The 22297-nt window shown below is 64.3% G+C and carries 23 protein-coding genes and 1 pseudogene; 9 read left to right on the top strand and 15 right to left on the bottom strand.

The window, feature by feature from the left end; genetic code table 11:
- Positions 1 to 28: 28 nt before the first annotated feature.
- The 6 genes from HV770_RS00115 to HV770_RS00090 form a co-directional block, all read right to left on the bottom strand.
- Positions 29 to 1075: a flippase-like domain-containing protein gene (locus tag HV770_RS00115; RefSeq protein ID WP_175157547.1), complete on the bottom strand. Its 1047-nt coding sequence runs from the start codon at positions 1073 to 1075 to the stop codon at positions 29 to 31.
- Positions 1076 to 1223: 148 nt separating this feature from the next.
- On the bottom strand, positions 1224 to 2384 hold the full coding sequence (gene hpnI / locus HV770_RS00110) for a bacteriohopanetetrol glucosamine biosynthesis glycosyltransferase HpnI (protein ID WP_175157546.1): 1161 nt from the start codon (positions 2382 to 2384) through the stop codon (positions 1224 to 1226).
- The gene (hpnJ, locus tag HV770_RS00105) at positions 2381 to 3802 is read right to left on the bottom strand and encodes a hopanoid biosynthesis associated radical SAM protein HpnJ (protein ID WP_121318013.1); all 1422 of its coding nucleotides are present in this window, start codon (positions 3800 to 3802) and stop codon (positions 2381 to 2383) included. The genes hpnI and hpnJ overlap by 4 nt, the downstream gene beginning before the upstream one ends.
- Positions 3803 to 4048: 246 nt before the next feature.
- Positions 4049 to 4441 carry a hypothetical protein gene (locus HV770_RS00100; protein WP_175157545.1) on the bottom strand — a complete coding sequence of 131 codons (393 nt, stop codon included), beginning with the start codon at positions 4439 to 4441 and terminating at the stop codon, positions 4049 to 4051.
- Positions 4442 to 4628: 187 nt separating this feature from the next.
- Positions 4629 to 5165, bottom strand: coding sequence for a hypothetical protein (locus HV770_RS00095; RefSeq protein ID WP_175157544.1), 537 nt, complete (start codon positions 5163 to 5165; stop codon positions 4629 to 4631).
- 74 nt (positions 5166 to 5239) lie between these two features.
- Positions 5240 to 5443, bottom strand: coding sequence for a cold-shock protein (locus HV770_RS00090; protein WP_007181784.1), 204 nt, complete (start codon positions 5441 to 5443; stop codon positions 5240 to 5242).
- Between the two features lie 379 nt (positions 5444 to 5822).
- Between HV770_RS00090 and HV770_RS00085 the strand changes: the two genes are divergently transcribed.
- Positions 5823 to 7268 carry an NAD-dependent succinate-semialdehyde dehydrogenase gene (locus HV770_RS00085; protein WP_175157543.1) on the top strand — a complete coding sequence of 482 codons (1446 nt, stop codon included), beginning with the start codon at positions 5823 to 5825 and terminating at the stop codon, positions 7266 to 7268.
- A 128-nt stretch (positions 7269 to 7396) separates the two neighbouring features.
- Complete coding sequence (locus HV770_RS00080) at positions 7397 to 7996, top strand: GNAT family N-acetyltransferase (RefSeq protein WP_175157542.1); 600 nt, start codon at positions 7397 to 7399, stop codon at positions 7994 to 7996.
- A gap of 125 nt (positions 7997 to 8121) precedes the next feature.
- On the opposite strand, the gene kdgT is transcribed toward HV770_RS00080, so the two are convergent.
- Entirely contained in the window at positions 8122 to 9138 is a 1017-nt protein-coding gene (kdgT, locus tag HV770_RS00075; RefSeq protein WP_175157541.1) for a 2-keto-3-deoxygluconate transporter, read from the bottom strand.
- 307 nt (positions 9139 to 9445) lie between these two features.
- On the opposite strand from kdgT, the gene kduI reads away from it, so the two are divergent.
- The 6 genes from kduI to HV770_RS00050 all read left to right on the top strand — a co-directional run bounded on the left by kduI (position 9446) and on the right by HV770_RS00050 (position 13508).
- Positions 9446 to 10282 (top strand): 5-dehydro-4-deoxy-D-glucuronate isomerase, encoded by an 837-nt coding sequence (gene kduI / locus HV770_RS00070; protein WP_175157540.1) that lies wholly within the window; start codon positions 9446 to 9448, stop codon positions 10280 to 10282.
- Between the two features lie 40 nt (positions 10283 to 10322).
- On the top strand, positions 10323 to 11093 hold the full coding sequence (gene kduD / locus HV770_RS00065) for a 2-dehydro-3-deoxy-D-gluconate 5-dehydrogenase KduD (protein WP_175157539.1): 771 nt from the start codon (positions 10323 to 10325) through the stop codon (positions 11091 to 11093).
- A 132-nt stretch (positions 11094 to 11225) separates the two neighbouring features.
- Positions 11226 to 12107, top strand: a complete 882-nt coding sequence (kdgR, locus tag HV770_RS00060; protein ID WP_175157538.1) for a DNA-binding transcriptional regulator KdgR — start codon at positions 11226 to 11228, stop codon at positions 12105 to 12107.
- Positions 12108 to 12641: 534 nt separating this feature from the next.
- Complete coding sequence (locus HV770_RS39335) at positions 12642 to 12767, top strand: hypothetical protein (protein ID WP_277873540.1); 126 nt, start codon at positions 12642 to 12644, stop codon at positions 12765 to 12767.
- 51 nt (positions 12768 to 12818) lie between these two features.
- Positions 12819 to 13181, top strand: a complete 363-nt coding sequence (locus HV770_RS00055) for a hypothetical protein (protein WP_175157537.1) — start codon at positions 12819 to 12821, stop codon at positions 13179 to 13181.
- Positions 13182 to 13259: 78 nt separating this feature from the next.
- On the top strand, positions 13260 to 13508 hold the full coding sequence (locus HV770_RS00050) for a hypothetical protein (protein WP_175157536.1): 249 nt from the start codon (positions 13260 to 13262) through the stop codon (positions 13506 to 13508).
- Positions 13509 to 13623: 115 nt separating this feature from the next.
- Here the strand turns inward: HV770_RS00050 and HV770_RS00045 are convergent, their stop codons facing one another.
- The 6 genes from HV770_RS00045 to HV770_RS00020 form a co-directional block, all read right to left on the bottom strand.
- Positions 13624 to 13875 carry a hypothetical protein gene (locus tag HV770_RS00045; RefSeq protein ID WP_175157535.1) on the bottom strand — a complete coding sequence of 84 codons (252 nt, stop codon included), beginning with the start codon at positions 13873 to 13875 and terminating at the stop codon, positions 13624 to 13626.
- A 211-nt stretch (positions 13876 to 14086) separates the two neighbouring features.
- Entirely contained in the window at positions 14087 to 15496 is a 1410-nt protein-coding gene (locus tag HV770_RS00040; RefSeq protein WP_175157534.1) for an MFS transporter, read from the bottom strand.
- A gap of 187 nt (positions 15497 to 15683) precedes the next feature.
- Entirely contained in the window at positions 15684 to 16448 is a 765-nt protein-coding gene (locus tag HV770_RS00035; protein WP_175157533.1) for an SDR family NAD(P)-dependent oxidoreductase, read from the bottom strand.
- A 33-nt stretch (positions 16449 to 16481) separates the two neighbouring features.
- Positions 16482 to 16820, bottom strand: a complete 339-nt coding sequence (locus HV770_RS00030) for an NIPSNAP family protein (protein ID WP_168661879.1) — start codon at positions 16818 to 16820, stop codon at positions 16482 to 16484.
- Positions 16817 to 18625 carry an FAD-dependent oxidoreductase gene (locus tag HV770_RS00025; protein WP_175157532.1) on the bottom strand — a complete coding sequence of 603 codons (1809 nt, stop codon included), beginning with the start codon at positions 18623 to 18625 and terminating at the stop codon, positions 16817 to 16819. Before HV770_RS00025 ends, HV770_RS00030 begins: the two co-directional genes overlap by 4 nt.
- A 29-nt stretch (positions 18626 to 18654) precedes the next feature.
- Positions 18655 to 19515 carry an SDR family NAD(P)-dependent oxidoreductase gene (locus HV770_RS00020; protein ID WP_175157531.1) on the bottom strand — a complete coding sequence of 287 codons (861 nt, stop codon included), beginning with the start codon at positions 19513 to 19515 and terminating at the stop codon, positions 18655 to 18657.
- Between the two features lie 189 nt (positions 19516 to 19704).
- On the opposite strand from HV770_RS00020, the gene HV770_RS00015 reads away from it, so the two are divergent.
- Entirely contained in the window at positions 19705 to 20607 is a 903-nt protein-coding gene (locus tag HV770_RS00015; RefSeq protein ID WP_175157530.1) for a helix-turn-helix domain-containing protein, read from the top strand.
- Between the two features lie 46 nt (positions 20608 to 20653).
- On the opposite strand, the gene HV770_RS00010 is transcribed toward HV770_RS00015, so the two are convergent.
- Entirely contained in the window at positions 20654 to 21832 is a 1179-nt protein-coding gene (locus HV770_RS00010) for a 4-hydroxybenzoate 3-monooxygenase (protein ID WP_175157529.1), read from the bottom strand.
- Between the two features lie 245 nt (positions 21833 to 22077).
- Positions 22078 to 22297 (bottom strand): annotated as a pseudogene (locus HV770_RS00005) (threonine ammonia-lyase, biosynthetic); the annotation flags it as partial.

The following is a 22297-nucleotide window of genomic DNA, read 5'->3' as shown; positions in this document are numbered from 1 at the left end:
CGCCGGCTCGGCTGGCCTCGCCCAGCGCCTAACGCCGGCCACTCTCTGTCACAGCGGAACGCGGCTCGCGCCGTTCCGCGCGCGCTCCCTGTTGTTTCGCCAGCGCGTTTGCGCGCGCCGGCGACTCGGCGAACTGCCACGCGATCAGCCCTGGCACGAATATCAGCACGTCGCGAATCCGCCGCGCGGCGGCCAATGCCAGACAGGTGGACGGATCGAGCCCGAGCGCGCCGCCGATCAGAATAAAGCCGCCTTCCTGTACGCCCAGGCCGCCCGGCACGAAGAATGCCGCGCTGCTGATTGCCTGAATCAGCGATTCGATCACGATCGCTTCGACGAACGTGATCCGCACGCCGAGGAAATACAGCGCGAGCCAGATTTCGAGTGCCGTCATCAAGGATTGCAGCACTTGCCAGACGAACAGATAGCGCAGCACCACTGCGCGCCGGCGCCAGATCAGCTTGATCGACTGATCGATCTGCGCGGACTGGCCGACCAGCGCCGCGAGCTTGCCGCTCGTCATCCGGTTGAGCACGCGCGTGATGCGCGCGAACGGATTTGCATGCTGCACGAGCGCGAACAGCAGCAGCAGCGGCGCGAGCACCACCACGCCCCATGCGAGTTGCCCCGCGAGGCGCAGCGTATCGGACTGCGCGTGCGCGAACAGGAACCCGATGCCGACCATCGTGAACAGCAACTGGCTGATCACCGTGAGCTGCATGTCGACGACGATGCTGCCGACTGCCGTCGACGCCCGCGTGTCCCAGCCCCGGAGCATGCGAAACGCGACGACTTCGCCGCCGATGCGCGCGACCGGCAGCATGCTGTTGATCGATTCGCGCACCCACACGAGGTGCAGCATCTGGAGCACGCTCGGCTGTTGCGCGCCGCGAATCAGCGAGCGCCAGCTGCAGGCGTTGGCCAGCATCGGCAACAGGTGCACGAGCGCCGCCAGTACGAGACCGGCGCCCGCGCCCCGCAGTGCGCCGAGGACGGCGCCGGGATTGTCGCGCCACACGAGCCATAGCGACAGTAACAAGCCGACTAGCGCGGCGGCGCGGCCGAAGTGCTTCATCACGCGCACACCTCGCGTGCGCGCAACGTCGGCGCGATCAATTGCGCTGCGGCTACGGCGCCACTCGCCGCGCATGCAGCCGCACAGTCCGCTTCGCGCGGTTCGAAAAGCCCATCCATCATGACCGCCCTGCCTTGCCGTTCATCCATCACTCGTCCTGTGTCGCCGACAACAGGCCGTCGCCGTCCACCTTGAAGCTGAAGCCCCGCCAGATCACGCGCGATGACCGAAAGCTCGCAATGAAAATCACAAACGATACGATATCCCATAACGGCAGCAGCCAGAGGTCGCGCGGGCGCAGCCGCAACGCACGGTCGGTGAGCAGTTGCAGCGCGAGCCGCGCGCACACCGCGATGAAGGCGAGCGGCCATGCCCAGATCGCGCCGCCCGAAAACGCAACCGCCAGCAGCGCGAACGGCAGCGGATGAATCAGCGCGGAGCCCAGATGACCGGGCGGATCGATATAGCGAATCGTGCGGCTCCAGCGCAGTTCATGCGCGATCAGCTGCGCCGCGCTCGATTCGACGCACGCATGCGAAATCGGAAACGGCGGAATCACGACTTTCTCGCCGATCATGCGCACCGCTTCGCCAATCGCGTGGTCCTCGGCGAGATGCCGCACGAACGGCGTGAAGCCGCCGATCTTGTCGAACGTGTCGCGCCGCATCACGATGGTCTGGCCGAAGCACGGCCGTGCGAGTCCGACTGCGAGCCCGATCACCACGCTAGGCAGGAACTGGTAGTTGGTGGCCTTGACCGACAGCCGCGGCCAGAAGCCCGGGTCGGGTTGTCCGAGATACGCGCAGGTGACGAGCCCCACGTCCGGCTTCTGCAGTTCGCCCACGACGTTGCGCAGATAGTCGCGCGCAACGCTCACGTCGCTGTCGGCAAACACCAGCACGTCGTGCCTCGCCTGCGGCATCATGTTGATGATGTTGCTGATCTTGCGGTTTGGGCCGTACAGACGCGCATCGGCGACCACCGTGATGTCGGCCTCGGGATGCAGCCGCCGCAGTTCCTCAACGGCTTGAAGCGCGGGGTCGTTCGCGTCGTGCACGCCGAATACGAATTGCATGGGCCCCGGATAATCCTGCTCGCAGAAGCTCGACAGATTGGCGAGCAGCGCCCGCTCGTTGCCGTGCAGCGGTTTGACGATCGTTACCGGCGGAAAGCTGGTCGGCGTGGACACCGGCCGGGCGAAGAAGCGCCCGATCAGCATGCCGGCCAGCACCGTGTAGCCGATGCCGAACACAGCCGCCGCCGCACACGCGTAGGCTAGCGTGACGGCGAGCAGGTGTGTGGCGTTCACGCCTGATGGGCACGCAGGAAACGGAAGAATTCGACGCCTTCACGCAAGCGCCGTTTCATCATGTCCCAGCTGGTAAACATCTCGCGCAGGATTTCCCAGATTTTCGACGGGCGGAAATAGAAGCGCTTGTAGAAGTTTTCGAGCTGGTGATACATCTCGTCGCGCGACAGGTGCGGATAGCCGATTGCCGCCAGTTGCACGCCTTCCTTGCTGACGAGATTGATGACCTTGTTCTCCGCGAGCCAGCCGTTCTCGACCGCCTGGTCATAGAGCACGGTGCCGGGATAGGGCGCTGCGAGCGACACCTGGATCGTCAGCGGATTGACCTCTTTCGCGTACTCGATGGTCTTGCGGATCGTTTCCGGCGTCTCGCCCGGCAAGCCCAGAATGAAGGTGCCGTGAACCTTGATGCCGAGCGCTCGGCAGTCTTTCGCAAAGCGCCGCGCCATGTCCGTGCGCAAGCCCTTCTTCACGTTCACGAGGATCTGGTCGTCGCCGGATTCATAGCCGACGAGCAACAGGCGCAGGCCGTTCTCCCTCATGATCTTCAGCGTCTCGTACGGCACGTTGGCCTTCGCGTTGCATGACCACGTCACGCCCAGCTTGCCCATGCCCCGCGCAATTTCCTCGGCGCGCGGCCTGAAGTCGGTGAAGGTGTCGTCGTCGAACATGATCTCCTTGACTTCGGGCATGTTGTCGCGAATCCATTTCACTTCCTCGAGCACGTGCTCGGCCGAGCGCACCCGGTAGCGATGGCCGCCGACCGTGTGCGGCCACAGGCAGAACGTGCACCGCGAGCGGCAGCCGCGGCCGGTGTAGAGCGAGACGTACGGATGCTTCAGGTAGCCGTTGAAGTAGTTTTCGATCTTCAGATCGCGCTTGTAGACCGGCGCGACGAACGGCAGCTCGTCCATGTTCTCGAGAATCGGACGCGCTTCGTTATGCTCGATCGAACCGTCCGCCGCGCGATAGCTCAAGCCCTTGATCTGCGCGAACGGCACGCCTTCGGCGACTTCCTTGCAGGTGAAATCGAATTCTTCGCGGCCGACGAAGTCGATCGCCTCGGTCGCGGTAAGCGAATTGTGCGGATCGACCGCCACCTTCGCGCCGACCATGCCGATCAGGATCGACGGCTTGCGTTCCTTGAGATGCTGCGCGAAGAGCGCGTCGGTGGGAAACGAAGGTGTGCTGGTGTGGATGATGACGAGATCGTATTGCTGGGCGACGTCGAGCGTCTCGTCCACGGAGGCGCCATTCGCGGTGGCATCGAAGACGCGGCTGTCGGGAATCAGAGCGGCTGGCTGGGCAAGCCAGGTGGGATACCAGAACGACTTGACCTCACGTTTGGCCTGGTAGCGCGAACCTGCGCCGCCGTCGAAGCCGTCGAATGACGGAGCCTGCAAGAAAAGAGTTTTCATAGGGACTCCAGCAAGCCTGTGCGGCGTTTTCAGTTTTCTGTCGAGACACTATCGGAACCGTGGTTCGTGCGAACGCGAACGGGTGGCGCAGATAGTACGGAGCAAAGCTGAAGGAAACCTGATGAATAATACTGCCTTCACGCGATGCGCGGCATGGTTCTGCGGTTTAGTTTCACGTCACGCACCCCTGTCTTTTTCTTATGCTAGCCGGACAAAAAATGCGCGGTGACTCGCGTGTTGCCTGTCTCATCGGACAACGTGCCTTGCCCAGTCGAGCCAGCCCAGATTGAGGGCAGCGTTTACCACTACGCCGAGCGCCGACGCGATCGCGGCGATCATCGTCCAGAATGCCGAGCGCCGCGCGCTCAGCGCGGACGTATGCGCGGCCGCGGCCGCATCGCGCGACGCGCTCGCCGCCGCTTGCGCAAGATGCGACGACGACTCCATCTGCGCGAGCGACTTCAGCGCGAAGCCGCGCTCTTCGTCGTGCGCGGCGGTTCTCGCTTCGAGATCCTTTTCGAACAGGTAGCGATGGCAGAACGGCGTAAGCGGGTGCTCGGGGTTCTGGGTGGCGAAGTACCTTGCATACGGTGCGCCGCCGTTGTCGGTTATTTCCTTGTATGCGCTGTTTTTGTCCACGATGCCCTCGCTGCATTCTCAACGTGCCGCGTTGCCCGCGGCGGTTGAACTGATCGTGCCACATTTCACTGGCGGGCCATGGGGTCGCGGTGTCGGGGGACACTACATTCCGAGCGCTGACTGCGTTGACGGTGTCATGCGCTATGGCGTTCATGCGCGGGAGATCGATAGGTTCGACGGTCCCTATTCAGTTAACGCTGAAAAATGCCAATTGCGACTGGCGAGCCAGTTGGCAAATCACTCGACCATCGCGTACTGGCAAGTAACGGCGGGCTGACGAAGCGACCATTAGTGTCGCGCGGAGAACTCGCCGATCGACTCCCAGGCTGCTTTGGGCGTCGGGCGCCGCCAGCGCCTGACACAGGAAGCGCTTCGGCGCGCGCACGGCGCCGCCGCGCTCATCGTCACGCGCGATCTGGACGAGGCGCTCTACCTGTCTGACCGGGTGCTGCTGCTCAACGCAGCAGGTCCGCAGCGCGCGGGTCGGCTGCTGCGCGACGTGGCGGTGACCGAACGGCATCCACGCGATCGGCGCGATGAAACGCTCGCGGTCCTGCGTGATGAGTTGCTCGAAGGAATCGGGGCTGCGGCGGACGGCGGAATATACGGAATACAGCGACCGGGTGCGCGGATGGATCGAAATGCAGAACCCACCCGCCGGCGTTCGAGCGCTCAGGGCTTGCTTCGAACTGGCGTGCCGGCGGCGACCGCCACCTTCGCCCATCCGAATCCCACCCACGCCTCACGAAGCAGCCGGCCGCATCTCATCCCGCACGCGAACCGGCTGCCCCTCTTCCTTCACACCGGCTTGATATCCGCTGCCTGTTTCCCCTTGGGCCCCTGCTTGATTTCAAAGCTGACCTTCTGGTTTTCCTGCAACGATTTGAAGCCCTCGGAGCGAATCTCCGAAAAATGGGCGAAAAGATCTTCGCCGCCGTCATCGGGTGTGATGAAGCCAAATCCTTTCGCGTCGTTGAACCACTTCACTGTACCGGTTGGCATGTCGATTCCTCGTGTGCATCTGGGTTGATTGGACCTTGTTCGCCGTCTTTGACCTGCCGCGCCGGGAGCCTGCTTCGCGCTGATCTGTATTGCACCAGCGCCGCCCACCATCGCGGGCCGCGCCTGCTCCTGCCGCGGCACGGCCACAGCCATCTGACTTTACGCCTGTTTGCGCGGCGCCGCTTCTATGGTTTTTCCGGCGTCGCGACAACCGCCTCGCAAGCGCCGTGCCGCGTGCCGCAAGCGAGGCGGCGGCCGATGCGATTGCGTGCAATCAGATAAGATGAGTCCTATCGGCAGTCCATCCATGGCCGCGCAGGTCGGTTTCATCGCTTCAAGATCGCGCGGCCTGTCGTTTTCCCAACTACAGGAACCCAGCATGGCCATTTCGAGCTATACCGATACCCGACTTCTGATTAACGGCGAGTGGTGTGACGCCGCCAGCGGCAAGACCCTCGACGTCATCAACCCGGCCACGGGCCAGGCCATCGGCAAAGTGGCGCACGCCGGCATCGCCGACCTCGACCGCGCGCTCGAAGCCGCGCAACGCGGCTTCGAAGCATGGCGCAAGATTCCGGCCAACGAGCGCGCCACAACGATGCGCAAGGCCGCGGCTCTGGTGCGCGAACGCGCTTCCGACATCGGCCGCCTGATGACGCAGGAACAGGGCAAGCCGTTCGCCGAAGCGCGCGTCGAAGTGCTCGCCGCCGCGGACATCATCGAATGGTTCGCCGACGAAGGCCGTCGCGTGTATGGCCGGATCGTGCCGTCGCGCAACCTTGCCGCGCAGCAACTGGTGCTCAAGGAGCCGATCGGCCCGGTCGCGGCGTTCACGCCGTGGAACTTCCCGGTCAACCAGGTGGTGCGCAAGCTCTCCGCGGCGCTCGCCTGCGGCTGCTCGTTCCTCGTGAAGGCGCCGGAAGAAACCCCGGCATCGCCGGCGGCACTGCTGCAGGCGTTCGTCGAAGCCGGCGTGCCGGCGGGCACGGTCGGCCTCGTGTTCGGCGACCCGGCTGAAATTTCCAGCTACCTGATTCCGCATCCGGTGATCCGCAAGGTCACGTTCACGGGCTCGACGCCCGTCGGCAAGCAACTGGCCGCCCTCGCCGGCGCGCACATGAAGCGCGCGACCATGGAGCTGGGCGGTCACGCGCCGGTCATCGTCGCGGAAGACGCCGACGTGGCGCTCGCCGTCAAGGCGGCCGGCGGCGCGAAGTTCCGCAACGCGGGCCAGGTCTGCATCTCGCCGACGCGCTTTCTCGTGCACAACAGCATCCGCGAGGAATTCGCCGCGGCGCTGGTCAAGCATGCCGAAAGCCTGAAGCTCGGCGACGGCCTCACGGAAGGCACGACCCTCGGGCCGCTCGCCAACGCGCGCCGTCTCTCCGCAATGACCAAGGTGCTCGACGACGCACGCAAGACCGGCGCCAAGGTTGAAACCGGCGGCGAACGCGTGGGCTCGGAAGGCAACTTCTTCGCGCCGACCGTGCTGACCAACGTGTCGCTCGAAGCCGACGTGTTCAACAACGAGCCGTTCGGCCCGATCGCCGCGATTCGCGGTTTCGACAAGCTCGAAGACGCGATCGCCGAAGCCAACCGTCTGCCGTTCGGCCTCGCGGGCTATGCGTACACGAAGTCGTTCAGCAACGTGCACCTGCTGTCGCAGCAAATGGAAGTCGGCATGCTGTGGATCAACCAGCCGGCCACGCCTTCGCCGGAAATGCCGTTCGGCGGTGTGAAGGATTCCGGCTACGGTTCGGAAGGCGGACCGGAAGCGATGGAAGGCTATCTGGTCACCAAGGCCGTATCGGTGCTGGCGGCTTAACGCCGCGCCGCGGCGGGCTGAAGGCAAATCGGCGCGAGTTGAAACCGCCTTTTCGGCCCGTCCCGTTCCGAATCGCTGCACCGGGTCCGCGAGCTTTGGCTCGCGGACTTTTTTGTTGCCATAGAACCATGGACGACCCCATTTCCCGACTCATGCCGCTCATGCTGACCGGCGCCACCGTCGAACTCAGGGCGCTTCGGCAGGAACACGCGCCAGCGTTGCTCGACGCCGCCGCCGACGGCCAACTCTGGAACATGAAGCTGACGGTGGTGCCGGGACCGGACACCATCGGCGGCTATATCGCGAGCGCGCTCGAGGGTTGCGCGGCCGGCACCGTGATGCCGTTCGTGATCGTGCTGCGCGCAAGCGGCGCGATTGTCGGCAGCACGCGCTTCTGGAAGATCGACCGCGCGAACCGCAAGCTCGAAATCGGCCATACGTGGTTGAGCGAATCGGTGCAGCGCTCGGCGGTCAACACCGAGGCGAAGTACCTGCTGCTGAGTCACGCGTTCGACGCAATGCAATGCGTGCGCGTGCAGTTCACGACCGATGAGCTCAACGAGCGCTCACGCGCGGCGATTTTGCGCATCGGTGCGAAACAGGAAGGAGTGGTCCGGCATGAACGGATCATGCCGGACGGACGCAAGCGCAACTCGGTGCGCTTTAGCATCATCGATGACGAATGGCCCGGGGTGAAGACGATGCTGGAAGCGAAGCTCGCGCGCTAGTCGGCGCGGCCTCGCACACGGTCTCGGCTCCCGCTGCCGCTAAAGGCCCCGCGCTCCGATCCCGCGAGCGCACGTGGGCCACTTGCCGGTTGCGTTGCAAACTCACGCAACCGCACCAGTTCCTCTCAAACGCGCGCGTCCCGCTCCTTGAGCGGCGCCGCTTGCGCAATCGCGAGATCCTCGCGCAACGCATCGCGCGCGTGATGCCGACGCACCCATAGCGCCGTGAGAATCGGCACCAGAATTGCGGTCACGAGGCAAGCCGTGGCGACCATCGCGGTCGCGGCCGGCACCAGCGGCTTGAAGCTCGGAATCATGTCGCCGATGATCGCCGGATTCGCCACCGCAGCCCCCGCCGTCGACGATGCCGCCAGCCCTGCCGCCCCATTGCCGCCGGCAATCCAGCGGTCGGCCAGAATCAGCGGAATGCCCGTCACGACGATCACCCCGAGACCGAGCACGACGCCCGGCAAGCCGCTCGTCACGATCACGTTCAGGTCGATGCCGTTGCCGAGCGCAAAGCCGAAGAACGGAATCAGCGGATGCACGCAACGGCCGAACAGATCACGCAGATCGCTGTCGAAATTGCCCAGCGCGAAGCCGATCAGAAACGGCAGCACCGCGCCGGCAAAGAGCCGCGGCTCGAAGAACGCGACGCCCGTCGCGCCCAGAATGATCATGCTGACGAGCGGCCCCGATTCGACCGACATCAGCACGAACGCGCCCGCCTCTTCCTTGGTCCCGTATTGCTGCATCACCGCGGCATAGAGACCGCCGTTGGTCATGTCCATCGAGGTCGTGATCGCGAGGATCGAGAGTCCGGCGAATAGCCCAGTCTTGATGCCGTCGACCGGAATGAAGCGCGCCGCGATCATCGTCACGATCCACGCCACCAGCATCTTGGTCGCGAGCAGCGTGCCCGACTTGCGCAGCACGGTGCCGGTCGCCCGCAGGTCGATCGTTGCCCCCATGCAGAAGAACCACACCGCCAGAATGGGCACGGTGCCGGTGATCAGGCCGTTGGTGAACGACCCGAAGTATTTGCCTGCGCTAGGCGCGAACGTGTGGACACAGGCGCCGAGCAGCAGCGGAACCAGCATCAGCCCGCCAGGAATGCGGTCGAGGGCCTTCTTGATCTTCATGCCTCCTCCATGGACTTTGCGTCCTGTTGGTCAGGTGAATCACCCGGGGTAAGGTCGCCGGTCTGGCGCCGGTCTGCTCCTTTCGGCGCAATATAACACCATGAAAGGAACGACGTTCCGATTCTCTTTGTAAATGAAGATCATCGTTTACCCGTGTGCCGTCCGGAAGCCTTAGCACGCTTGAAGGCGCGCCAAAACTTTTCGGACCACTGTTCCGAAACCTAGAATCTGAGCTACAGTCCTGAGCAGCGCAGCGTGGCCGCACGGCGCGGCGACCCTGCGCAAATCGAATCGAACGGAGAAAAACATGGAAGTGAGACAGGCCGTCAACAGCGAGTATGCGAGGACGCTCGATACCGCCGGGCTGCGCAAGGCGTTTCTGGTCGAGCAGGTGTTCGAGCGCGACGCATTGAAGCTGACCTATAGCCATATCGACCGGATCATCGTCGGCGGCGTGTGGCCGGCGACGCGCGCAGTCGAGGTGCCCGGCTCGCTCGGCAAGTCGATCGGCGTCAACTATCTGCTGGAGCGGCGCGAACTCGGGGCGATCAACATCGGCGGCGACGGCTGGGTCGACGTGGACGGTACGCGCCATACGGTGCGCAACGAGGAAGCGATCTACATCGGCAAGGGCGCGCAGGCGATCGCGTTCGGCAGCGACGACGCCGCGCGCCCGGCGAAGTTCTATCTGAACTGCGCGCCCGCGCACGAAACGTGTCCGACCCGCACGATCACGCTCGCCCAGGCATCGCCGCAAACGCTCGGCGATCCTGCCACGAGCAACCGCCGCACCATCTACAAGTTCATCGTGCCCGAGGTGCTGCCTACCTGCCAGCTGTCGATGGGCATGACCAAACTCGAGCCGGGCAGCCTGTGGAACACGATGCCCTGCCACACGCACGAGCGACGCATGGAAGTGTATTTCTACTTCAACGTCGCCGACGATGCCGCCGTCTTTCACATGATGGGCGAGCCGCATGAAACGCGGCACATTCTCGTGCACAACGAACAGGCCGTGATCTCGCCGAGCTGGTCGATTCACTCGGGCGTCGGCACGCGCGCGTACACGTTCATCTGGGGCATGGTCGGCGAGAACCAGGTGTTCGGCGACATGGATCACCTCGCGATCGGCGACCTGCGTTGACGGCCCGCCCGCCTGATTCCGACGAGCATCGGCATACGACATGGGTTTGAACAACGTGAATACTTTCGATCTCACCGGCAAGGTCGCCATCGTCACCGGCAGCAATACGGGGCTCGGCGCCGCGATGGCGCTCGCGCTCGCTGCGGCCGGCTGCGACATCGTCGGCGTGAGCCGTGCCGATGCGGGCACCACGCCCGCGCGAGTCGCGGCCATTGGGCGCCGTTTCGCCGACGTGCGCGCCGACCTCGGCTCGATCGCGCCCGTCGACGACATCGTGCGCGCCGCGCTCGAGGCCTTCGGCCGCGTCGACGTACTGGTGAACAACGCCGGCATCATCCGCCGCGAGGATGCGCTCGACTTCACCGAAGACGATTGGGATGCCGTCGTCGACGTCAATCTGAAGAGCCTGTTCTTTCTGTCGCAAGCCACCGCGCGGCAGTTCGTCAGGCAGCAAAGCGGCGGCAAGATCATCAACGTCGCGTCGATGCTGTCGTTCCAGGGCGGCATCCGGGTCGCCTCGTACACGGCGGCAAAAAGCGGCGTGCTCGGTCTGACGCGGCTGCTTGCGAACGAATGGGCCGCGCAGCGCATCAATGTGAACGCGATCGCGCCGGGCTATATGGCGACCGCCAACACGGCGGCATTGCGCGAGGACGCGCAGCGCAACGACGAGATCGTCGGCCGGATTCCGGCGGGCCGGTGGGGGGCGCCGGAAGATCTCGCGGGGCCGGTCGTATTTCTCGCGTCGTCCGCGTCGGACTACGTGCACGGGCATACACTGGCGGTAGATGGCGGCTGGCTTGCGCGCTAGCCGGCGCACATGCGCGCGAAGCGGTATGCTTGCGCGCCTCGCCGCGTGAGCGAGCGTGACTGATGTGGCCGATCGCGCGGGCGAGCCCCGCACAGGCGCAGCACGGGTTCGCATAGACAGGGAATGACGGAAATGGCAACAGCAGGCAAACAGCGCAAGGACGACGGCGCCGCGCAGATCCAGCACCCGCAGAGCGCCGAGTCCGGCCACGGCGGCGAACGGGGCGAATCGGCGTCGTCGATCGGCCGCGTGTTCGCGATTCTCGACGCGATCGGCGACAGCGGACAGATCGGCATCAGCGAACTGTCGCAACGGCTTGCGATGTCGAAGACCACCGTGCATCGCGTGGTCCAGACGCTCAAGGCGCTCGGCTACGTGACGCAGGAAGTCGAGACCGAGCGCTACCGGCTGACGATCCGCCTGTTCGAACTCGGCGCGAAGGCGCTGGAGAGCGTCGATCTCGTGCGCGAGGCCGATATCGAGATGCGGCGCATCGGCCAGGTGACGCGCGAGGCGGTGCACCTCGGCGCGTTCGACGAAGACGCGATCATCTACATCCACAAGATCGACGCCGATTACGGCTTGCGCATGCAGTCGCGCATCGGCCGGCGCAATCCGCTGCACAGCACGGCGATCGGCAAGGTGCTGCTTGCGTGGATGGACCCGGCCGAAGCGCGCGAGGTGCTTTCGCATGTCGAGTTTCGCAAGTCGACGCAGAAGACCCTCACCTGCGCCGAAGCGGTGCTCAGCATCCTGCCGCACGTGCGCGAGCAAGGTTATGGCGAAGACAACGAGGAGCAGGAAGAAGGACTGCGGTGCATCGCGGTGCCGGTGTTCGATCGCTTCGGCCGCGTGATCGCCGGCCTGTCCGTTTCGTTTCCGACGATGCGCTGCGGCGCCGACACGAAGTCGCACTATGTCGCGTTGCTCAAGCAGTCGGGACTCGCGATCTCGACGCGGCTCGGCTATCGCGAAGCGCCGGCGACGGCGCCGGAACCTGCATCGGCGGCATAAACGGCGCGCTGCGATGACAGCGCGGCTGACTCGACATAGCATTGGCGCCGTCATGTCTGCGCGAGCGCTGAACGCACATTTCGCCGATGCTACGCATCGCACCTTATCCAAAGCTGATGGCGCTCGTGCCGTGTCGTGCCGCGTATACGCAGGCCAGCAGGCCTGCACGCGCAACATGCGGGCATGCCGCTCGCTATGCAACGTCACGCCTCAGTCTGCAACTGAATGTATCCGCCTGGCCTAGCCGCCGCGAAACACGATGTCATCCACTTACCGGCAGTTGATGCATTGACCGCTCCACGCGCGCAGTCATGCGCAATGCGTGGGCGCAGCGTTTTTTCCATAGTCGGTTCAATGGCTTGCCGCTGTTGCGGCGAGCTTGTCATCGCCCGATGAAGCGCTTTCCCGGCGCCCTCTCCACGCATCCCTCCTGTTAGCCGCGCCCGTTGCATCGACACGTCCTGTTACACACAAACACAACGGAAATACCGCCGCTCAGTAGAGTTCGCTTCACAAGCAAAACGGAGCAACGACATGAAAAGAATTCTCGCCCTGGTCATTCTGGCAGCAACGCTCGGCAGCACGCTGAGCGGTTGTATCGTGGTCCCCGAAGGCGGGTATCACGATCACGACCACCATCGCGATCACGACCATTACTGAGCGCATGGCGCGCACGCATGTCCCCTCAATCGTAGAGACCGAGAATAAAACATGAGCAATTCAAAAAACCGCTGGCTCTCGTTGGCGATCGTTGCAGGCCTCGGAATCGGCGCATCGTCGGCCGCGCTGGCTCACGTCGATGTCGGCGTCAACATCGGCGTGCCGGGTGTCGCTTACGCGCCCGAGCCGGTGTATGCCGCGCCTGCGCCGGTGTACGCACCTGCGCCGCCGCCCGTGGTCGTGGTGAGCCCGGGCTGGTACGGCGAGCGGTATTACGACGGCCACCGCTACTGGGAACGGCGCGAATGGGAAGAGCGTCATCATGACCGGCGCGAGTGGCATGAGGCTCGCGGCCCACACGGTCACGACAACGGCTGGCATGGCCATGGCGACGACCACGGGCACAATCACTGATGCCTGGACGACGGCTGCGTCGATGATGCAGCCGTATCGCGTGGGCATGCTCGCCACCCTTTTTGCAGGAGCGACGATTTGCTACGCAACGATCCAAGACGAGTAACGGCGCACATCGATGGCTCGCTCATCTGCGCCGAATACAGCGAACAAACCGGTCAATTGTGTTTGCGCCAGGACGGCGCGCTGTTGCGCGAGTGGTTCCCACCGCATTCGTGGATGGCGATAGCATCGGTCGCGGGCGCACAGCATTGGGGGACTCGCCCTACCGACGACGAACTGCATGCGCTATTGCGCAATGAGATGGCGTTGTTGCGTACGCCCTGACTGGAACCGAAGACACGCGCGCGACGAATCGCTCGTCGCGCGGTAGGCAATGTCCGGCTTCGTTAAGTGCTTAAGCGCGAGGCATGCATTATCAATGCCCCGCATGCACTTGCGCTCAACGCGCGTTGTAGATCGGCGGCGAGTAGGAGCTGACCGTCGTGTCGGTGCCGCGACCGGACTGCCACGTACCGTGGCTGCTTGCACCATACCCGCTGTCATCCGTTCGAGCTGCGTGATGCGGGCGGGCGGCTGGCGTCTGCGTCGCCTGCGAGTCCTGAGTACCGGCTTCACCGGCCGGCTGCGCGAACGACGCAAGCGGCGCGGCAAGAATGACGGCGAGTGCAACGGTTTGAATGAGCGACTTCATGACACCACCTCCAGAGATTGGCTCCACATGCGCTGCCGGCGTGACGCGCGCGGCAGCATTGAAGGCAGTGTAGGTGGGTCACCTGACGGGATAAATCCGTTAATCACGAATTCACTGTTGTTTTTCAGACCACAATGAAAGTGGCTGCCTGTCATGCCGGTCGTGACGGCGTGGCGCCGTCGCGCGGCGCCACGCCTTTGCAACGCAGCGGTCATTCGAGTGCGACTGCAGGACCGGCCCCCTCCTTCGAAGACGCGTCGGCTTGCACGCGCCGCGTCATCAGATACACACCGCTCGCGGCGATCACCGACGGCACGGCCAGCAGGCTGAACACTGCGCCGAACTGCCAGCCGAGCCCCATCAGCGCGGCGCCGACCAGTGCGCCGGCCACGCCGCCGATGCGGCCGATCCCCAGCATCCACGCCACGCCCGTCGCGCGTGCCTGGGTCGGATAAAAGCTGGCGGCGAGCGCCGACATCGACGTGACCGCGCTCGTCGCCACGGTGCCGGTGAGGAAGATCAGCGTGCCGAGCCAGAGCTGATGTCCAACGCCGCGTCCGACCAGCAGTACCAGCACACCCACTAGCACGAAGGTCACCGCGACCACGCGATGTCCGGCAAACCGGTCCATGATCCAGCCGACGCACAGATTGCCGAGTATGCCGCCAAGCGGAAAGAGCGAGGTCATCAGCGCGGCCTTTTCACTGGAAAAGCCGGTGTCCTTGAACAGCGTCGGCAGCCAGTTGGTGAGCAGGTAGTAGATCAGCAAGCCCATGAAATACGCGAGCCACAGCATGAGTGTGCCGAAACGGTAGCGGGAGGACAGCACGACCGCGAGCGCCCATTGAGGACGCGCGCCGGCTTTGCTCGCGTGGCCTGCGGCGGCCCCGTGGCCTGCGCGCGCATCCACCGCGACGAAGCGGCACCCTTCGAAGCGGCTATGCGGCGCAATACGTTGCAGAATCCGCGCGATGCGCCGATCCGCCTGCCTGCGCACGACAAGAAACTGCACCGACTCCGGCAGCAGCAGAATCAGCAGCACGGTCAGCGCGATCGGGCCGACGCCGCCGGCCACCAGTACGCTGGGCCAGCCGAAGTGCGGAATCAGCCACGCGGAAGCCACCCCGCCGATCGCCAGTCCACACGAGAATCCGCAGAACATACCGTTGACCGCCACCGCGCGAAGTCGCGCCGGTGCGTATTCGGACATCAGCGTGACGGCATTCGGCATCGCCGCGCCGAGACCCAACCCGGTGAGAAAGCGCAGTAGTGTCAGCGATTCGATCGAATTCGCGCGAGCCGCCGCGAGACTCCACACGCCGAAGAAGAATACCGATAACACCAGCACCATTTTGCGTCCGAGACGATCCGCGCATGGACCGGCCGCGAGCGCGCCAATTCCGAGCCCGACGAGCGCCGCGCTCATCACGGGCCCGAGCGAGCTGCGCGCGACGCCCCACTGCTGCACCAGCGACGGCGCAATGAAACCGACCGCCGCCGTATCGAAGCCATCCGCGGCAACGACGAGAAAGCACAGCACGAGAATCGTCCATTGATACGGCGAAAAGCGCTGCTCGTCGATGAAGGCCTGCACATCCACATGGCGTTCGGAGCGGATCATTTGAGGTCTCCTCGAGCGAGGGTGGCGGGTGTTTCACGATCGTACGGGCGCAGGACTTTCGCCCTGCCTGCTTGAGGCTTTTTCATTGCAATGTCTCCGTGATAGGACGAGGTATTTTTTTATTGTTCGGAATGCTACGAATAGTGCGACTGCCTGTGCTCGATATGCGCGCGGCCTGCAGAAGCGGTCAGTCGCCGGCGGCGCCAAACGCATGCCAGCCACCATCGACGCTCAGCACCGTGCCCGTGATGTAGCTCGCCGCGTCCGATGCGAGAAAGCTGATTGCCCGGGCAATTTCATCCGGCTGTGCGAGGCGGCCCATCGGCGTGCGCCGCTCGATTGCCTGCAGATTCATCTGGCCGTTGCGCTTGAGCGTCTCCACCAGTTCTGTGGCGACATAGCCTGGCGCCACGGCGTTCACGCGGATGCCCTCACGCGCCCATTCGCAGGCGAGCGAACGCGTCATCGCGACGATGCCCGCCTTTGCCGCACCGTATGCGTTGCGCGCCGGAATGCCGGCGAGCCCCGCAATCGAGCCGAGATTGACGATCGCGCCGCTGCGCTGCGCGAGCATGACTCGGGCCGCCTCGCGGCATGCGAGGAAGGTGCCGCGCACGTGGATGTCGAGCAGCCGGTCGAACGCATCGACGTTCTGCTCGATCGTTGGATGCGGCTGATCGCCGGTGCCGGCGTTATTGACCAGCACGTCGAGCCGCCCGAAGCGCTCGACGCATGTGCCGATCAGCGCGCGCACATCGGCTTCGACGGCGACATCTCCGCCGATGCCCATATGAGCCGCGCCCAGTGCCTGGGCGCGTTCGCGAGCACGGTCCGCATCCATGTCGGCGATGACCACGCTATAGGCTTCCTGCGCGAAACGTTGCGCGCTCGCCCAACCGATTCCGTTCGCGGCGCCAGTCACGAGCGCGACGCGTCGTGTTCGATCGTTCATGTTTTGTCTCCTCCTTAATGATGCGGTGCGCCGCTAGCGAAGCATCGCCAGACTCCTGAAATCGACACGCTTGATGATGCGGCTTTCCTGCGCGACGATCAGATGCGCCGATGCCTGCAGATACGCGGGCCATTGCGGGTCGGCGTCGCGCGCGGTGCGGCGCTGGTCGTAGTCGGCGATGCTCTCGTAGCCCCACAGGTGCACCACCTGATTCAGCGCGCCGATGTCGCTCATATAGAAGCCGACCGGCGCACCGAGATACTTCACCTGAATCGGCATGGCCAACTGGTCGAATACCTCGATGAATTCCGCCATGCCGCGCGGGCGGATCGTATAGATGCGGTGATCGACAAACGGTTTGCCGCTGCTCATGTGCCTGTCCTCAATACAGTTTCGGTTTCGCGGGCGCCCGTGCTGCCGCCCTGGTGGTTGCCTGCGGTCGCGCCGCTCGCACCGGCTCCAGCGACGCCTGCCAGATGCCGCCCGGTGATGTAGCCGAAAGTCATGATCGGGCCAAGCGTGATGCCCGCGCCCGGATAGTTGCCCCCCATCACGCTCGCGCGATCGTTGCCCACTGCATATAAGCCGGAAATCGGTGCGCCGGCTTCGTTAAGCACTTCGCCGGTCACTTTGGTCGAAATGCCGTCGAAGGTGCCGAGGTCGCCCATCACCACCTTCAGCGCGTAATACGGGCCATCGCCGATCGGCGCGACGCACGGATTCGGCCGATGCTCCGGATCCGCGAGGTAGCGGTTGAACGAGGTCGTGCCGCGTCCGAACTCGGGGTCTTCGCCGCGCACCGCATCGGCGTTGTAGCGTTTTACCGTTGCTTCCAGCGCCACGCCGTCGAGCCCCGCACTACGCGCGAGTTCGGCAAGCGTGCGGCCGCTCGTCAGATAGCCGTTGCGCAGCAGCGGCCCGAGCGGGACCGGCGCGGGTTTCGCGAAACCGAGCCCGTATTTGCGGATCGTCGCGTGATCGCAGATCAGCCACATCGCGGTTTCGCGCTCGTTCGCACACGCTTCGATCATCGCCGCGCCCACGTCGTGATACGAATTCGCCTCGTTCGTGAAGCGCTTGCCCGCACGCGTCACGCCGATGATGCCAGGCTTGTATCGATCGAGCAGATGCGGAAACACACCGACACCGCCATCGCGCATCGGCACGCGCGAGACCGGCATCCAGGCCGCCGGCTGCGGATAGCGGATCGTCACTTTCGCGCCGAGCCGTTCCGCCATGCCGACGCCATCGCCGGTATTGCCGGGCGGCACCGGCGACACGTGCTCGCCGCCTCGCCGCACGTGCGGATACGCACGGGCGATGCGCGCGACGTCATGCGAGAAGCCGCCGCACGCGAGCACGACGCCGCGCCGTGCGGTAATGCGCATCTCGCCGTCTGGTCCGCTGACGAGTGCGCCCGTCACGCGCTGGCCCGCGACTATCAACTCGCGCGCTGCGGTGTTCGTGTGAATCGGAATGCCGAGGTCGAGCGCGGACTTCGCGAGTCGCGCGGCAAGCGCGTTGCCGCTCGTGACCTGCACGCCGCGCCGGTACAGTGCCAGATCCTTCAGGTGGCTCGCGAGGCGCTTCGCCACGTACAGCGCGGACGTCAACGAGCGCGTCGCGTTGAAAAAGTGCTTGAGGTCCGCGTTCGACGAATTGAACATCATGCCGATGAACGTGATGGTCTTCAGCGGCGGCCGCAGACGCACGATGTCCGTGCCGAGCGCGCGTGCATCGAATGGCGCGGCCACCACCGAGCGTCCGATATCCACGCCGCCGCCCACATTCGGGTGATAGTCGGGATAGAGCGTCGGCACGAATTTGACCGCGGTCTCGCGCTCGAAGAAGTCGAGCATGTGCAGACCGGTGTCGAGAAACGCGTCGACAGCGGCGGCGTCGAAAAAGGCGCCGGTCTCGTTGCGCATGTAGGACAGCGCCGCCTCGCGCGTGTCGGTCACATGATTGCTGCTAGCGTGACGATTGCCCGGAATCCACAGCACGCCCCCGGAAAACGCGGTGGTGCCGCCAAAGAATGGCTCCTTCTCGATCACGATCACGTCGAGCCCGTGCTTGCGCGCCGTGATGGCCGTCGAGAGCCCGCCCGCGCCCGAACCGATGACGAGCACGTCGCAGGTCAGCGTGGCGTTGCTGGTGGCACGTGTTGCGTTAGTCATGATGTGCGTCCTTGTCCTTGTGCGGGGGGTTAGCGAGCGACCGGCGCAGCCGCAGCGGCTTCAAAGCCTGGGCGCGGCACGAGGTCCATCAGCATGCTTTCGAGCCCGCCGTCGACGACGATCTCCGCACCGTTCATATACGCGGCGCGAGCGCTGGCGAGAAACGCGACCACGTCGGCGATGTCGTGGGGCTCGCCAATGCGCCGGCTGGCCGTCATCGCACTGCGACGCCGCTCGATGTCGCCATGCTCGTAGAACGCGGCGGATAGCGGCGTGCGGATCATGCCCGGGCACACCGTGTTGCTGCGGATGCCGCGCGGCCCCCACTCCGCCGCGATCTGTTTCGACAGCATCGCCACGCCGGCCTTGGCCGCGCTATACGCACCGCTGTAGGTCTGCGGATGATGCGCGGCCACCGACGCGACATGCACGATCGCGCCCGCGCCCCGCTTCAGCATGCCGTGACCGAACTGCTGCGAGCACAGCATGTAGCCGGTCAGGTTCACACGCAGCATCGCGTTCCACGCCTCCAGCCCGATCTCTTCGATGCCGCCCGGACGCAGCAGGCCCGCGTTGTTCACGAGCACATCGGCCGCGCCGTAAGCCGACTCGACGCCCTGCACGGCGCCACGCACGCTGTCTATATCGCCGATATCACAGGCCAACGCGAGCGCCTCGATGCCGTTCGTGTTCAACGCTTGCGCAAGTGCGCGGCACTTGTCGTCGTCCCGGTCGAGCAACGCGAGCCGCGCGCCGGCCTCACCCAGCACGCGAGCGATCGCACTGCCGATGCCGCCGGCCGCGCCGCTTACCACACAGACCTTGCCTTCGAGGCCGAGCCAGTGCTGTGAGTTCGCGTCCACATCGGCTTTCGTGATTTGATTAGTCATCCGAATCTCCATGGTTTTTGATTGCCGGTATGGCGTGCAGCGCCGATACCTGCGCTGCGCCATTCCACCCGTGCCTTTCATGGAAAAAAGTATAGCGACGCCAATGCGCCTGAAATTGGACAAAGGCGGCGCATCGCAGGACAATTCGTACATTGCAACCACGGCAAAATGGATCGGAGACACACCGGCATGAGTAAAATCCCTAACTACGATCTGTACGGCGAATCCGCGCGACCGCCCTGGTACGACGCGTTCAATTTCGAATGGATCGCCGAACGCAGCCGTCCTAACGACTGGCATATCGCCGCTCACCGGCACGACGCGTTGCTGCAGATCCTTTATATCCGCAGCGGCACGGGCCACGTGTTGATCGAAAGCGAAAAGCTCGTGATCGAACCGCCTTCCCTCGTGCTGATTCCCGCGCAAACGGTGCATGGCTTCGTGTTTTCGCCCGAGATCGATGGGCTCGTGATTACCGCCGCACAGCGGGCTTTGGAGTCGATTTCGAAGGCCGTGTCGCCGGGTCTGTTGCCGGTGCTGCAGCGGCCCGCGCTGATTCCCGTGCGCCCCGAGGTTGGCGACGACACGCTGATGCCGCTATTCGGTTTGCTGGAGCAGGAATTTCGTGGCAGTGCGCGCGGCCACATCGCCGCGGGCATGTCGTTGATGATTGCACTTTTTGTACAAGTGGCGCGTTTGACCGACGCGGCTTCGGCGGCTAGCGCGGCTGCCGGCGCGACAGTCAACGACCGGCGCGCAGCGCAGATCAAGCGGCTGCGCGAACTCGTCGCCGCGCACGTTCGCGAGCATCAGCCTATCGAGTTCTATGCGGGCAAAATCGGCATTACGGCGGCGCAATTGGGCCGCATCTGCCGCGACGAACTCGGCCACTCGCCGATGTCGCTCGTCAACGATCATCTGATACGCGAGGCGCAGCGCGATCTGGTCTATTCAGGCTTGACCATCAAACAGATCGCGCATGCGCTCGGTTTCGAGGACGCGGCTTATTTCAGCCGCTATTTCCGCAAGCAGACCGGCGTCACGCCTACGGAGTTTCAGGCCGCGGCGCATCGGGATTTATCATTGAACTAGTCATCCGATGCGCTGCTTGGCGCGCACTACGCGCTCACGCTTACATTTATGCGTGCACGGCAGCGACGCCGACGTAGTTTTCCGCCATGGCGGTGGCCGCCGCACGCGAAGTGGTCACGTATTCCAGCTCGGCCACCTGCAACTGCTGCTCGAACGGCGACGCGCCTTCGATACGGTGCATCATGCTCGTCATCCAGTACGAGAAATGCTCGGCGCGCCAGATGCGCTTGAGCGCGGTTTCGGTGTAGCCATCCAGCAGATCGCTACGATTTTCGACGTAGAACGCGTTGAGTGCCTGCGTCAGCACACGTACGTCGGAGACGGCGAGGTTCAAGCCCTTCGCGCCCGTCGGCGGCACGATATGCGCCGCGTCGCCCGCAAGGAACAGCCGGCCATGCTGCATCGTGGCCGACACGAAACTGCGCATGCCGACAATGTTCTTCTGGAAAATCTTGCCGTCGACGATCTTCTGCCCGTCGTGCGAATCGACGCGTGCATGCAGTTCGGCCCAGATGCGATCGTCGGACCAGTTCTCGACCGAGTCCTTCGGATCGCACTGGAAATACATGCGCTGCACGTTCGGCGAGCGTGTGCTGATCAGCGCGAAGCCGCGGTCGTGGCGCGCATAGATCAGTTCATCCGACGACGGCGGCCCTTCGCACAGGATACCGAACCAACCAAACGGGTAGACGCGCTCATAGTCTTTGCGCAGCGCCTGCGGAATCGATGCGCGCGAGACGCCTTGCGATCCGTCGCAGCCGATCACGAAGTCGCATTGCAGCTCGCAGGCTTCGCCTTCGTGACGATAGCGGATCACCGGCTTGTCGGTATCGACGCCGTGAATCGACGTCTGCGACACGCCGAAACGCAGCGCGCCGTTCGCGGCCACGCGCGCCGCGACCAGATCCTTGATCACTTCGTGCTGGGCATAGACCGTGATCGAATGGCCTGTGAGTCCGGTCAGATCGATGCGGCGGCGCTTGCCTTCGAAAGCCAGTTCGAAGCCATGATGCAGCGCGCCTTCGGCTTTCATGCGCGCACCCACGCCGGCTTCGGTCAGCAGGTCCATCGTGCCCTGTTCGAGGACGCCTGCGCGGATGGTGGATTCGATCTGTTCGCGAGTACGCGTTTCGAGCACGACCGACTCGATGCCGCGCAAATGAAGAAGGTGGGAAAGCAGCAGGCCCGCGGGCCCGGCACCGATGATGCCAACTTGGGTGCGCATGAGTCGTCTCCTGAATGCGGCGATTGATTTGCACTCAGTGTGACGATCATGGCCCGTATCGTGCAACGCGATATGACGCATACGCTGTATCGCTTATGGCGATAAACAGCGCGTCCGGGGCAACGGCGCTGGCGGGTCGCAACGCGCGCCAACGCCGTGCTGGCGGGGCTTGCGGCGCCTCGACGACGAGCGCCGCGCAATCATGCACTTCCGATTGCACTCAAGGTAAACCCCGAGCACCTCTGCTAGGCAAGAAACAGCCGATACACCGGGTTTTGCGTCTCTTCCCAGTTCGGATAGCCGAGCGTGGCGAGAAAACGTTCGAACGCTTCGGTCTCGCTCGCGGGCACCTGAATGCCGACGAGGATCGAACTGTAGTCCGCACCCTGGTTGCGATAGTGGAACAGGCTGATGTTCCAGTTCGGCGCCATCGACGACAGGAACTTCATCAGCGCGCCCGGGCGC

Source organism: Paraburkholderia fynbosensis (genome assembly GCF_902859935.1).
GTDB lineage: Bacteria > Pseudomonadota > Gammaproteobacteria > Burkholderiales > Burkholderiaceae > Paraburkholderia > Paraburkholderia fynbosensis.
This window is presented reverse-complemented; position numbering and strand designations above follow the sequence as displayed.

Coding starts and splice junctions, on each gene's coding strand:
- HV770_RS00115 (WP_175157547.1), bottom strand. CDS start 1,075: ATGAAGCACTTCGGCCGCGCCGCCGCGCTAGTCGGCTTGTTACTGTCG.
- hpnJ (WP_121318013.1), bottom strand. CDS start 3,802: ATGAAAACTCTTTTCTTGCAGGCTCCGTCATTCGACGGCTTCGACGGC.
- HV770_RS00095 (WP_175157544.1), bottom strand. CDS start 5,165: ATGGGCGAAGGTGGCGGTCGCCGCCGGCACGCCAGTTCGAAGCAAGCC.
- HV770_RS00090 (WP_007181784.1), bottom strand. CDS start 5,443: ATGCCAACCGGTACAGTGAAGTGGTTCAACGACGCGAAAGGATTTGGC.
- HV770_RS00085 (WP_175157543.1), top strand. CDS start 5,823: ATGGCCATTTCGAGCTATACCGATACCCGACTTCTGATTAACGGCGAG.
- HV770_RS00080 (WP_175157542.1), top strand. CDS start 7,397: ATGGACGACCCCATTTCCCGACTCATGCCGCTCATGCTGACCGGCGCC.
- kdgT (WP_175157541.1), bottom strand. CDS start 9,138: ATGAAGATCAAGAAGGCCCTCGACCGCATTCCTGGCGGGCTGATGCTG.
- kduI (WP_175157540.1), top strand. CDS start 9,446: ATGGAAGTGAGACAGGCCGTCAACAGCGAGTATGCGAGGACGCTCGAT.
- kduD (WP_175157539.1), top strand. CDS start 10,323: ATGGGTTTGAACAACGTGAATACTTTCGATCTCACCGGCAAGGTCGCC.
- kdgR (WP_175157538.1), top strand. CDS start 11,226: ATGGCAACAGCAGGCAAACAGCGCAAGGACGACGGCGCCGCGCAGATC.
- HV770_RS39335 (WP_277873540.1), top strand. CDS start 12,642: ATGAAAAGAATTCTCGCCCTGGTCATTCTGGCAGCAACGCTCGGCAGC.
- HV770_RS00055 (WP_175157537.1), top strand. CDS start 12,819: ATGAGCAATTCAAAAAACCGCTGGCTCTCGTTGGCGATCGTTGCAGGC.
- HV770_RS00045 (WP_175157535.1), bottom strand. CDS start 13,875: ATGAAGTCGCTCATTCAAACCGTTGCACTCGCCGTCATTCTTGCCGCG.
- HV770_RS00040 (WP_175157534.1), bottom strand. CDS start 15,496: ATGATCCGCTCCGAACGCCATGTGGATGTGCAGGCCTTCATCGACGAG.
- HV770_RS00035 (WP_175157533.1), bottom strand. CDS start 16,448: ATGAACGATCGAACACGACGCGTCGCGCTCGTGACTGGCGCCGCGAAC.
- HV770_RS00030 (WP_168661879.1), bottom strand. CDS start 16,820: ATGAGCAGCGGCAAACCGTTTGTCGATCACCGCATCTATACGATCCGC.
- HV770_RS00025 (WP_175157532.1), bottom strand. CDS start 18,625: ATGACTAACGCAACACGTGCCACCAGCAACGCCACGCTGACCTGCGAC.
- HV770_RS00020 (WP_175157531.1), bottom strand. CDS start 19,515: ATGACTAATCAAATCACGAAAGCCGATGTGGACGCGAACTCACAGCAC.
- HV770_RS00015 (WP_175157530.1), top strand. CDS start 19,705: ATGAGTAAAATCCCTAACTACGATCTGTACGGCGAATCCGCGCGACCG.
- HV770_RS00010 (WP_175157529.1), bottom strand. CDS start 21,832: ATGCGCACCCAAGTTGGCATCATCGGTGCCGGGCCCGCGGGCCTGCTG.